This window comes from Anaerolineales bacterium (assembly GCA_003105035.1).
Classification (GTDB): Bacteria; Chloroflexota; Anaerolineae; order Anaerolineales; family UBA4823; genus FEB-25.
Genome location: PQAL01000024.1, coordinates 134838 through 147002, shown reverse-complemented (window position 1 = coordinate 147002; position 12165 = coordinate 134838). Strand labels below are relative to the sequence as shown.

The following is a 12165-nucleotide window of genomic DNA, read 5'->3' as shown; positions in this document are numbered from 1 at the left end:
CTTTTTATGATTATTTTAGCTATCAATTGTACCTTCAAACGCCTGCCGTGGGGAATTTTAATTGGTATTATCAAAGATGAGTACAAGGTTAGAACCTTGACGAAAAACAACATGCCTGATAAACTGCAGAAAGTTCATGTGGCACATGTGTTCTTTCTGGAGTTCATAAGGAGCCGGTCTGAACAGTAAGTGCAGTTCAGACCGGATGTTTTATTAAGCTTCCTGCGTGATGCTCCTGGCACACTGAAGCCGAAGAAATAATATATACAACGTAAGGAGTAGAAAAGATGAGTGAGCGGGTGACAGGTACTGTTAAATGGTTCAATGCAAGCAAGGGTTATGGTTTCATTGAACGCCAGGATGGCCCAGATGTGTTTGTTCACTTCTCGGCGATCCAATCTGAGGGATTCAAAACCCTCAATGAAGGACAAAAAGTGGAATTCACCATTGAGCAAGGCCCAAAAGGTCTGCAGGCGGCGAACGTCATTAAACTAGCTGAATAATTTTTCCCCCCATAAAAACTTCATACCCCTCACCATGGTGAGGGGATTTTTATTATTAGCGGACCTTTGGTTCGGATTGAACCAGGCTTAGCCAGTAACCGATGCCCAGAAAAATCAGGCTCCCCACGGTGGCCATCCCAATGTGCAGTTGGCCGATAATATCAAATGATAGATTAATCAAATTCCCCAGGATTTGACCGACCCAAAATCCAACCCAGGAGAGCAATAGATATAACAGAAGGCGGCCAGCATTTCCTCCCCGCCACAGGTGAAAGAGTGCTCCATACAGGGTGGATATAATCAGGCCAAGCAACAGGGTTGGTGTCGACATGCTCTCACTCTTCAACCAGCTGGTTTTTATTCTCGTCTACAATGATCCCACCACCAAGGCAGACCTCTCCATTATATAACACAGCAGCCTGACCGGGTGTGATATCCCGGATAGGATTATTAAAATCCATTTGAAAGCTGTCTGCATCCGTCTTATTGACCACGCCTGCAGCATCACGGGCTTTATAACGTACTTTAACCTGGCACTCCAATGGAGCATCAGGAGGGTTCCCGTTGATCCAATTTGTCTTTATTGTCCGCAAACTACGGCATCCCAAAGCATCTTCTCGGCCAACGAACAGGACATTTTTGATCGCGTCTTTTTTGATTACATACAGGGGTGTTGGATTGGCGATTTTCAAGCCTTTTCGCTGCCCAATTGTATATAGTGGCAGGCCCTGATGGTAGCCAAGTGTTATTCCCTGAAGATCAACGATCAATCCTGGATTCAAGGATTGGGGGGCATGCCGGGCAAGAAAGGCATGGTAATTGCGGTCTGCACCCAGAAAGCACAGATCCTGGCTGTCAGCTTTCTCGGCGACCGGCAAGTTGAAACGATGTGCCAGGCTTCTTACTTCCGACTTGACCATCTCTCCCAAGGGGAACATGGTATGCCGCAAGTGGTTTTGGCTGAGGACATGCAGGACATAGGATTGATCCTTGCTAAGGTCGACGCCACGTAAAAGTTGGTAGGTTTGATCAGGCAGCTGGTGAATCCGAGCATAATGGCCGGTCGCCAAGAAATCTGCGCCGACAGACAGGGCATGCTTGAAGAGGAATTCCCAGCGAATAAGGCGATTGCAGTTGATACATGGATTCGGAGTCAGGTTATGCGCATAGTCATCAATAAAAGGTTGTACAACCTCCTTGAAGAAATACTCCCTGGCATCCAGGACATAAAATGGAATGGACAGGATCGCTGCTATCCTGCGCGCCATGGCCATCGCATCGGGTGAACAACAACGATTAGCCGATTCAGCTTCTGGCTCGCTCCACAAGCGCAGCATCATACCGATCACGCGGTAACCCTGCTCGACCAGCAGTGCAGCTGCCACGGAGCTATCCACGCCACCGCTCATGGCCACTACCACTGTAGGTTTTGTGGTCATTAGCTCACCTGACCTGCCGTAGTTTATCGATCACCCCGGGTAGTACAGAAAGGAAAGCTTCAATCTCTGCTGAGGTGGTGTACATGCCAAGCGTAACCCGTAGGGAACCCAAGGACCAATCTTGTGTAAATCCCAGACTGGTCAATACCTCCGATGGCTCAGGGCTACCCGTCTTGCACGCCGAGCCAGATGAGCAGGCAAAACCCTCCAGGTCCAGCATCATCAATAATGCGTTTCCATCCACACCCTTAAATATGAAGCTCGCATGATTAGGTAGGCGTTGATCCGGATGACCGGTGAGTTGAACATCTGGGATCTCTTCCAAGACGGTTCCAATCAGGTGATCCCTGAGTGGTTTTAAGGCAATGATCCGCTCTTCTTTTTCAGTTTGAGCAATTAGCAATGCTTCTGCCATTCCAACAATATATGGGATGTTCTGAGTGCCTGCCCGGTAGCCATATTCCTGGCTTCCACCCGTTTGTGCGGGTGGAAGATTCAGCCCTTTGCGGACATACAATGCCCCTACGCCTTTCGGGCCATAAAACTTGTGGGCTCCTATCGATATCAGGTCAGTCGATAATGCGTTGACATCCAGACGGAAGTATCCCGCAGCCTGCACAGCATCGGTATGGAACAAGACACCCCTGCTCCGGCATAAATTGCCGATCTCTGCGATGGGATTCAACGTACCGATTTCATTATTTGCGAAAATCACCGAAACGACCGCCGTATCAGGGCGTAGGCAGGAGGCCACATCTTCAGCTGTGGTCCTCCCGTAGCTATCCACTGGCAGATATTCAATTTGAAAACCATGCAACTTGGCAAGCTGCTCTGCAGTTCGCGAGACTGCATGATGCTCCACCGGGCTGATCAGGATGTGATTGGCTCCTTGGTTATTACGAGCCAAGAACGCTGAACCTCTCAATGCCAGGTTATCACTTTCCGTCCCACACGAAGTAAAGATGATCTCTTCCGGCATGCAGTTCATGGTTGCTGCAATGGTCATACGGGCATTTTCGAGGCTTGCTTCTGCTGCCTGGCCAAAGCGGTGGATTGAGGAGGGATTTCCGAATGTTTCATTAAAAAAAGGCAGCATAGCCTGCATTACCCTGGGGTCAACCGGGGTTGTAGCTGCATAATCCAGGTACCCTTGTTTTTGAAGAATCATGGGGCTGATTATAACCCCGAATATTCAAAAAACCTCCGATCGCAACTTGCGGATGCATGTTGCGTAAACCTAATAAAATCTGTTGTGTTAATTATCAACCAAGACTATAATCAAAATCATTGTTATTAAACATAAGCGTCAACCCTTGTGGAGGCAGAAATGAGTGATATTGAAGATCAGGTTTATCAAAAGATTACGAACAGCATGGATATTTTCAAGAAAATTGGCAGCAAGATACCTGGATTCAAGGGGTATGTTGAGCGCCAGAACCGCAGGGATTCTGATAAGCTGATACGAGATACGATCTATCGGCGAGTTCGTGAGCTGGAAAGCCGAATTTCGGACCTGCAGGTCGAATTTATCAACCAGGGGCAAATTGAGTATACGGACGACCTGGAAAAAGCAACCTTGAGATTACGAACTTTTGCAGACCGGGTACGCACAGCGCCACGTGGATATTCCAGCCTGTTCGAAGCAGTGAAGATCAACGAGCCTGAGCTGGCCAAGCTTTACGCTTACGATGCAACCTTACTCGATAAGACCGAGGAGGTCAATCACGCGATCGACAACGTCCAGTCCTCAGTCGGAACGGATGGACTGCCTGCTGCGATTCGAAATCTTCAAACAGTTTCGAAGGAATGCGTCAAAGCCTATGAACGACGCCAGGAAGTGGTAGTTGTCGAGTAATCTACCAATCTGAGTTCTTATTCTAAAGGAGAGTAAATGATGGCTAGAATATTTGATGTAATCGAATACCCGAATGAGATGCGGGATGAAATCGTGCACCGTTTCCCTGAGACAGGGCCGGGTGATTTCCGTATCGGCAGCCAGGTGATTGTGCGTGAAGCTCAGGAAGCGGTGTTCTTCCGCGATGGTAATGCGCTTGATACCTTTGGCCCTGGACGGCATACCATTACCACGTACAATATCCCCTTGCTAATTGATAAGATCGGACCAGCGCTGTTTAACACAGCCACACCTTTCCCAGCGGAAGTATATTTTGTAAGCATGAAAGAGTTTGTCGACCAGAAGTGGGGCACACCCCAACCGATCATCGTTCGCAATCCAGGGATGGGTCTTGGGGTCGCCTTGCTGCAGGGATTCGGCACCTACAGCTTCCAGGTTAAGGATGCCCAGCAGTTTGTGACCCAGGTGGTTGGTACCCAGGGCGCATACCGGATGGAAGAAATCGAGGCTCGTTTACGGGCAATGTTATTATCCAAACTTCAGGATTTGCTGGGTGAAACCGCGGCGAAGAACGACATTCCCAAGATGATCGGACTGACCGAGGAGCTTGGTGCTGGTGTACGCGCCAAGACGCTGGAAGACTTCGAAGCAATTGGCCTGACGCTCAAGACGTTCTATATTGAGAACCTTAAGCCTTCCAGTAAGTCAGCAGAGGAGCTGCGCGCCATGGGTATGCTCGACATGGCTACCTACACCCAATTGCAGGCTGCTGATGCATTGCGTGATGCTGCCCAAAACCCCAGTGGGGGTGCCGGGCTTACCGCCGGTATTGGTGCAGGTTTAGGCATTGGCCAGGTGATGGGCTCCGCCCTGCAAGGAATGACCGGTTCAGGTGCGATGACGCCTCCCGGTGGGCCAACTCCAAGTGGAGCTCCAGCAGCTGGGGCAGCCCCAGCAGCGATGCCCGATGTGATGACACCTGGGGAAGCCGCTACTTTCCTGAAAGTCTCTGAGGAAGACGTATTAGCTGCTATCAATTCGGGCGATCTCAAAGCAAAGAAGATCGGCAGCTCATTCCGCATCAGCAAGGAAGCTCTTGACCAATTTTTAAAGAGCTGACATAAAGAAAATAACCGGTGCTCATTTTGTTGGGCACCGGTTTTGGTTTTAAGGGAATAGCTCGTTGATCTGTTTGATCTTTTCTGGTGGAAGGGCTTTTTCTTTTGCCGATTTGCGGATTGTATTTTTTAATTCTTTAACGAGCAGGGTGGGAATGGGTGCACCGTCCACTTCTAGCTCAGCTTTGGGGTTAACGAACGCCAACACGACACTTGGTTCACTGATTTCGAAATCCGGCAATTTTTTATTGATAAACTTCTTGAGTGATTCAACCTCAGCGGCTGATTCTCTGTCAGGCCTGCCCAGGCCTTCTTGACCGAGCAGGCGCATGTATTTCTGAACGAAGCCGCCCCCGATAATCTTCCAGCGATCCTTCTGATATACAATTTTCCCAGCCTGGAAATATGTCATGATGACCCATAAACCGGTTGGACCGACCAGTAAATGCCCAGCTGGGGTAGAATAATGATAGATGGTATATTGGTCGTTTAAACCCTTCAAACCTTGATCAAGTAGCTCATCAGGTCTGGGATGTCTCCCCCAGCGATTTCCAAAGTAGAGCCCGATTTGTGAGAGACCGAAACCCAACAATAATGCCAGCCAGGCCAGCGAGGCGTAATTGGGGTTGCGGAATGTGATGAACATGCCACCCGCCAATACTACCAGTCCGCCTATCGTACCGACCTGCCCGAACCGCGCATATCGCTTTACCAGTTTTTCGTTTGTAATCACCTTCATATATGGGAAATCCTCGTCTGCCGCGAAGTATTAATCATCCTTCGAATCCTTTGATCACCAGGCTCGCATTTTGACCACCCAGACCGAATGAATTCGAAAGGGCATGGCGAACTGTTGCTTTGCGCGCCTGGTTGGGGACGTAATCCAGGTCGCACTCTGGGTCGGGGTTGGCATAATTGATCGTCGGGTGGATGAGTCCATTATTGATCGTCAGGATGCAGGCTATCGCCTCGAGGGCACCGGAAGCCCCCATGGCATGCCCGATCATTGATTTAGTGGAGCTAATGGGTATAGAGTAGGCATGGCTTCCGAAAACTTCCTTGATCGCCTTCGTTTCGGTCAAATCATTGAGCGGTGTAGATGTGCCATGGGCATTAATGTAATCGATCTGGGTGGGTGCTATCCCGGCATTTTCCAGCACCCACCGCATCACCCGGATCGCACCAGCAGCATCCGGGTCCGGTTGGGCGATGTTAAACGCGTCGGATGTGCAGGCTTGACCGATGATTTCTGCATACACATGTGCACCACGGGCTATAGCCGAGTCAAGGCTTTCTACCACGAGTGAGCCAGATCCTTCAGACAGAATGAAACCTTCACGTTTGGCATCGAATGGACGGCTGGCCAGCTCGGGGGTATCGTTAAAGCTGGTGGGTAAGGCCCGCATAGCACAAAAGCCGGCGATAGAGTAATCTTCAATAAGGGCTTCTGTCCCACCGGTGATAACGATATCGGCTTTACCGTTCCAGATCAGCTCAGCAGCTTCACCGATTGTCTGCGTCCCGGTGGCGCAGGCGGTGACGATGGTACTGTTCGGACCCAGAGCTTGAAACTGTTTGGCAATTAAAAAAGTGGAGAGATTTGGGATCGCAAACGGGAGGGAAAAGGGATTCCCCCGACTGAGCCCCTCCGAGCGTAGCTGGAATATCCCATCTACCATCACGTCGATCCCGCCCAGGGCGGTCCCATAGACAACGGCGGTTCGCTCTTTATTGGGCATCGTGGCAGGTAATCCAGCATCGTTCACCGCCTGGATGGCAGAAGAAACCGCGATCTGGGCTGAACGAGGTAGCCTGCGGGCTTCCTTTCGGTCCAGGTAAAGTAGTGGATCAAAATCTGGAATCTCTCCAGCAATCTGGCAGGGAAGCTCAGATGCATCAAATTGGGTGATTTTTCGGACCCCTGACCTTCCATTGATCAATCCGTTCCAAAATAACTCTACGGTCGAGCCTAAGGGAGTGATCGCCCCGATACCAGTAATAACCGCGCGTTGGACTTTCATTACCTATCCTTCTTGTGATGATTTTTGTATATTTTCCTGGATCGCCAATTGGATGGATCCAAGCAAATCAGCTTCGACAGCCGCCCGGGCACCCTTGATGGCACTCACCAGGGCATGGGCATTCGAACGGCCATGCCCGATAAATACCAGGCCATTGACACCCAGCAATGGAGCGGCACCGTATTCGTCTGGGTTAAGCATCGCCCGGATCTTGGTCAACGACGGCTTGGCCAATGCTCCGCCAATCATGGAGATGATATTGGACTTAAGCTGTTGCCGCATGATATCCATGATCAGCTTTGCCACGGCCTCCGTTGACTTCAACAATACATTTCCAGTGAAACCATCTGTGACCACCACATCCGCTTCACCGGCGAACAGCTCTTTGCCTTCGACATTCCCGATGAAATTCACCCCACAGTTTTCGAGCAATGGAAAGGCAGCTCTGACCAGCTCATTGCCTTTGCCAGCTTCTTCACCATTTGAAAGAATGGCAACCCGTGGGTTGGCAATCCCCCGCGCTTTGTTGGCGTAGACACTGCCCATGATTGCAAAATGCACCAGGTGTTCCGGCTTGCAATCGGGGTTCGCTCCGATGTCCAATACGATGCAGAATCCATTTTTCACTGGGAAAGTAGCGGTGAGCCCAGGGCGTTCGACGCCTGGGATAGTGTCCAACCGGAAGTAAGCTGTAGTCATCGCACCACCGGTATTACCCGCAGTGACGAAAGCATCGGCTTCACCCGTCTTAATCAGATCCATGCCAACAGCCATGGAGGTCTTCGAATTTCGACGCTTGGCTTTTAATGCTAATGCCATGCCTTTATCAGCCATGGAGATGGTTTCTTGGGCATCCACCAGATGGATTGCCCCCTTAGGAGCGCCCAGGGATTGTAGGCGAGGCTGCAGTACATCAGCAGGCCCAACCAGGATCAATTCATCCTTGAACAAGCGCTGCGCTTCAATAGCAGCAAGCATCTCTGGCTCGGGGCAGCTATCACTTCCCATACCATCCAATACAATCCGCATGATACACTCCGTCGTCTAGGCTTGCTTGACAATCACAATTAGCCGATTATAATACCAATACCTTTTGCGCTGGTGCTGGAATTGGCAGACAGGCATGGTTGAGGGCCATGTGCCGCAAGGCGTGGGGGTTCAAGTCCCCCCCAGCGCACACCCAAACATATGTAAATAGGAATAGAGAATATGGAGACCTTCCCTTCCGTAATATGGATGCAAGCCCTCATGGATAAGCTGAATACCGATGAGCATTATGCCCAGGTAGCAAAGAATTGGGAAGGTGACATGCGTATTATCCTGGAGCCTGATGGTTCTTATAAAGATACCACATGGCTCAATTTTGATCTCTGGCATGGCAAATGTCGCGCTGCAACTATCGAAGAACAGACCTCCACCATCAATCCAGCCCTAGTTTTAAAAGCGCCTTATAGCAATATCATCAAAATACTTTCAGGTGAGGTGGGGGTTATGCAAGCTTTAATGACCAGGATGTTAAGTGTGAGAGGCAGCATGACCCTCATCATGCGCAATGTCCCTACCGTGCTGGATTTTGTGCGTTGCTGCCAAGAAGTCACTAAGGGCTGGCTGTAATAAGCATATGATATCCAGGCAAGCGAACGCTTGCCTGGTATTTATTTAATCGCTGCTTGGATGATTTTCTGGATACGCTCAATCATCCCCGCTGGGTCGGGGTGCAATCCTTCGATCAGTAGGGCATCCTCAAAGACTTGCTCGATGATCATCTGGCTTAGATCATCTTCCGCTGGCATCGCATTTAAGTTGACCAGGATGGGATGGCGTGGATTCAGCTCGAGCACCTTCTTGGGGATTTCTATATCCTCTTTTAATAACCGATACACGCGTTGCATCTCCTGATTTGGTGCTCCTTCTGGGTCAACCAGTCGCGCCGGTGAATTGGATAACCGGTCTGTCATGCGCACATCGGATACTTTTTCTCCCAGGCATTGTTTAAAGCGATCGACCAGCTGAAGCCAGTCGTCGGGATTTAGTGAAGGAGCTTCCTGGTCTTCTTGCTCTTTTTCCAGGGGAGGCAGCTTGATGTCAGGTGATGAGACGTTTACTAGCGGGTGGTCCTTATACTTGGTCAGCCGAACTAACATAAATGGATCGATCGGATCGGTAAGTAAAAGCACTTCCAGGCTGTGCTTTTTGATGATATCCAGGTGCGGGCTGTAGATCACCGACCGATCATCATCTCCCAAAATGTAATAGATTTCCTTCTGCTCTGCTTTCATCCGCTCAATATATTTATCCAATGAGGACCACTTGTCTAAAACAGAAGATGTATGGAAGCGTAACAATGGATAGAGGGTGTCAGGTTCAGTCTGTTCAATCGCCACACCTTCCTTGATGTAGCGACCGTACTCTTCCCAAAATTTCATATATGTTTCCGGCTTTTCCTTCGCCATTTTTTCCAGTGCACCAGTGACCTTGGAAGTGATCAGCGATTTTAAATTAACCATTATCCGGTTGGCTTGGATGGTTTCGCGCGAGACACTCAAAGGCAGATCTTCGCTGTCCACCACGCCCTGGATAAAACGGTAATACTCAGGGAGTACTTCCTTGCAGTACTCCTGGATCAAGACATTGCACGAGTAGAGCTTGAGCCCATCTTCCTTGCGGATGGAAAACAAGCTGCGTTCGCCTTTGGCCGGAACATACAAGATGGCATACATCTGCACTGGGGCATCCACCGACAAGTGGAGATGGGTGAGAGGGGGTGAAAAATCCAGGGTCAGCTGGTGATAAAACTCCTCGTAATCTTTTATCTCCACCTTGCGCGGTTGCTGGCGCCATAGTGCAGTTTGTTTATTTACCTGCTCTTTATTCTCTCCCAGATATATTGGGAAGGATATAAAGTCAGAGTGCTTGCGGATCACTTCCCGTAATTGGCTTTCCTGGGTAAATTCCTTGGCATCCTCTTTGAGCTTGATCTCAACCCTTGTGCCTCGGTCAATCTTTTGGGCTGGTTCAACAGTAAAAGTGTCGTTACCGGTGCAGTACCAGGATGCCGCACTTGTTTCTGCTTGGTAAGAGCGGGAGGTCACCTTGATCCATTCTGCCACCATGAAAGCTGAGTAAAAACCTACCCCAAATTGGCCGATAATATCTGATAGATTCTTTGCCCCTTCCTGGGCTGCCATCATAAATGCCTTGGCACCTGAATGGGCGATTGTACCCAGGTTCTCGACCAGTTCTTCGGCTGTCATCCCCACTCCACTGTCGCTGATGGTCAGGATGTTGTTGTTCGGGTCGGCGCTGATTCTGATGCATAGTTCCGCATCCGGGTCAAGCACATCCCGGTTGGTAAGCATCACATAATTCATGCGTGTTAGGGCATCTGAGGCGTTTGAAATGAGCTCTCGCAGGAATATCTCCCGTTCGGTATACAGTGAATGGATCAGGATATCCAGGAGCTGCCGTGTCTCCGCTTTGAATGAGATGGGATTGGTTGTCCCGCTCGTTGTTTGTTCAGTTTGATCGCTCATAATACTTCCTTATAGATTATCGGCTGAGTCTCTTATATTGGATGCGGTGGGGGATATCGGTGGCAATCCCATAACGTCGCTTGTGGTCCACATCGTAATCGGTGTAATTACCGTCGAACCAGAAGACCTGGCTTTCGCCCTCAAATGCCAGTATGTGGGTAGCGACCCGGTCCAGGAACCAACGGTCGTGGCTGACGATGATGGCGCAACCGGCAAAGTTCTCGATGGCTTCCTCCAACGCCCGCAGGGTGTTCACATCCAGATCATTGGTCGGCTCATCGAGCAGGATTACGTTAGCACCTTGGGTGAGCATCTTAGCCAGGTGCACACGGTTACGTTCACCACCTGAAAGGTTGCCTACCTTCTTTTGCTGGTCGGTCCCGTGGAAGTTGAAGCTTGCTACATAAGCGCGTGAGTTCATCTTGCGGTTTCCCAGCGTCAGGGATTCTTCCCCGTTGGATATCTCTTCCCACACAGTCTTTTCGTTGTCCAGGATATCGCGTGCCTGATCAACATAGGCCAGTTGGACAGTTTCACCCACGCTGATTTTCCCGTCGTCGGCTGTTTCACTCCCGGTGATAAGCTTGAGCAGCGTGGTCTTTCCTGCTCCGTTAGGACCGATTACGCCGACAATGCTACCCGGTGGAATGCTCAGGTTCACATTGTCGAGCAGGAGTTTGTCCCCGTACCCCTTGGAAACGCCAGTAAGCTCGATGACCCGGTTACCAAGCCTTGGCCCGGGTGGTATGTAAATTTCCAGGTTCTCCCGACGTTGCTCGTATTCCTGGCTCAGCAGGTTTTCATAGGCTGTTACCCGAGCTTTGCCTTTTGCCTGGCGGGCTTTTGGTGACATGTGGATCCACTCCAACTCGCGTTCCAGGGTCTTCTGCCGCTTGCTCTCGCTTTTCTCTTCGTGTTCCAGGCGGTCCTTTTTCTGTTCCAACCAGGAGGAGTAATTCCCCCGCCACGGGATCCCGAAACCCCGGTCGAGCTCCAGGATCCACTCGGCAACATTATCCAGGAAGTACCGATCATGGGTCACGGCGATCACGGTCCCCTTGTATTGCTTCAAATGCTGCTCGAGCCAGGCAACCGATTCAGCATCCAGGTGGTTGGTGGGTTCGTCGAGTAACAGGATATCGGGTTCGGTGAGTAGCAATCGGCACAAAGCTACCCGGCGGCGCTCCCCTCCCGAGATGACCGCGACAGGCATGTCTTCAGGTGGGCAGCGCAGGGCGTCCATGGCGATCTCCAGACGGTTATCCAGTGTCCAGGCATCCAACTTATCCAACTTCTCCTGGACGGCGGTCTGCTGGGTGATCAGAGCCTCAAAATCAGCGTCTGGCTCACTGAATTTATCGTTGATGGCCTCGTAATTCTGCAGCATGGCAATGATTGGCTGGACAGCCTCTTCCACTACTTGCCGTACGGTCTTCTGGGCGTCTAGCTGTGGTTCTTGTTCCAGCATCCCCACTGAATATCCCCTTGAAAATGCCAGGTCGCCGATATACTCCTGATCAACCCCAGCGATGATCTTGAGCAGTGTGCTTTTTCCGGCTCCATTCAATCCAAGTACGCCGATCTTTGCCCCATAATAGAAACCCAAGGATATATCGCGCAGCACCTGTTTGTTGGGTGGGTACAACTTGCCAACCCGGCTCAGTGAGAAGATCACTTGTTGGTCATTCATAAATCA

The 12165-nt window shown here is 50.4% G+C and carries 13 protein-coding genes and 1 tRNA gene; 6 read left to right on the top strand and 8 right to left on the bottom strand.

Annotated elements, in window-relative coordinates:
* Window positions 1-6 precede the first annotated feature (6 nt).
* Window positions 7-189 carry a hypothetical protein gene (locus tag C3F13_10645; GenBank protein PWB53066.1) on the top strand — a complete coding sequence of 61 codons (183 nt, stop codon included), beginning with the start codon at window positions 7-9 and terminating at the stop codon, window positions 187-189.
* Window positions 190-287: 98 nt separating this feature from the next.
* Window positions 288-503, top strand: coding sequence for a cold-shock protein (locus C3F13_10640; protein ID PWB53065.1), 216 nt, complete (start codon window positions 288-290; stop codon window positions 501-503).
* Window positions 504-558: 55 nt separating this feature from the next.
* Here C3F13_10640 and C3F13_10635 read toward each other — a convergent pair whose 3' ends face one another.
* Genes C3F13_10635 through C3F13_10625 form a run of 3 tightly spaced genes read right to left on the bottom strand, consistent with a single transcriptional unit; the run spans window position 559 to window position 3107 of the window.
* On the bottom strand, window positions 559-834 hold the full coding sequence (locus C3F13_10635) for a hypothetical protein (GenBank protein ID PWB53064.1): 276 nt from the start codon (window positions 832-834) through the stop codon (window positions 559-561).
* A gap of 4 nt (window positions 835-838) precedes the next feature.
* The gene (locus tag C3F13_10630) at window positions 839-1942 is read right to left on the bottom strand and encodes a tRNA 2-thiouridine(34) synthase MnmA (protein PWB53063.1); all 1104 of its coding nucleotides are present in this window, start codon (window positions 1940-1942) and stop codon (window positions 839-841) included.
* A gap of 4 nt (window positions 1943-1946) precedes the next feature.
* Window positions 1947-3107, bottom strand: a complete 1161-nt coding sequence (locus tag C3F13_10625) for a cysteine desulfurase NifS (GenBank protein PWB53103.1) — start codon at window positions 3105-3107, stop codon at window positions 1947-1949.
* 162 nt (window positions 3108-3269) lie between these two features.
* Between C3F13_10625 and C3F13_10620 the strand changes: the two genes are divergently transcribed.
* A complete protein-coding gene (locus C3F13_10620; GenBank protein ID PWB53062.1) occupies window positions 3270-3797 on the top strand; it encodes a hypothetical protein in 528 nt (175 codons plus the stop codon).
* A gap of 36 nt (window positions 3798-3833) precedes the next feature.
* Window positions 3834-4916 (top strand): hypothetical protein, encoded by a 1083-nt coding sequence (locus C3F13_10615; protein PWB53061.1) that lies wholly within the window; start codon window positions 3834-3836, stop codon window positions 4914-4916.
* A gap of 48 nt (window positions 4917-4964) precedes the next feature.
* On the opposite strand, the gene C3F13_10610 is transcribed toward C3F13_10615, so the two are convergent.
* From C3F13_10610 to C3F13_10600, 3 genes are read right to left on the bottom strand one after another with little or no spacing between them, the layout of a single operon-like run.
* Window positions 4965-5654: a hypothetical protein gene (locus C3F13_10610; GenBank protein ID PWB53060.1), complete on the bottom strand. Its 690-nt coding sequence runs from the start codon at window positions 5652-5654 to the stop codon at window positions 4965-4967.
* A 34-nt stretch (window positions 5655-5688) separates the two neighbouring features.
* Entirely contained in the window at window positions 5689-6936 is a 1248-nt protein-coding gene (fabF, locus tag C3F13_10605) for a beta-ketoacyl-[acyl-carrier-protein] synthase II (GenBank protein ID PWB53059.1), read from the bottom strand.
* Window positions 6937-6939: 3 nt separating this feature from the next.
* A complete protein-coding gene (locus C3F13_10600) occupies window positions 6940-7965 on the bottom strand; it encodes a phosphate acyltransferase PlsX (protein ID PWB53058.1) in 1026 nt (341 codons plus the stop codon).
* A gap of 66 nt (window positions 7966-8031) precedes the next feature.
* On the opposite strand from C3F13_10600, the gene C3F13_10595 reads away from it, so the two are divergent.
* Window positions 8032-8113: transfer RNA gene (locus C3F13_10595), tRNA-Leu, on the top strand.
* Window positions 8114-8145: 32 nt separating this feature from the next.
* Window positions 8146-8550, top strand: a complete 405-nt coding sequence (locus C3F13_10590; GenBank protein PWB53057.1) for a hypothetical protein — start codon at window positions 8146-8148, stop codon at window positions 8548-8550.
* A 41-nt stretch (window positions 8551-8591) separates the two neighbouring features.
* Here the strand turns inward: C3F13_10590 and C3F13_10585 are convergent, their stop codons facing one another.
* Window positions 8592-10469, bottom strand: coding sequence for a molecular chaperone HtpG (locus C3F13_10585; GenBank protein ID PWB53056.1), 1878 nt, complete (start codon window positions 10467-10469; stop codon window positions 8592-8594).
* 16 nt (window positions 10470-10485) lie between these two features.
* Window positions 10486-12159, bottom strand: a complete 1674-nt coding sequence (locus tag C3F13_10580; protein PWB53055.1) for an energy-dependent translational throttle protein EttA — start codon at window positions 12157-12159, stop codon at window positions 10486-10488.
* Between the last annotated feature and the right edge of the window lie 6 nt (window positions 12160-12165).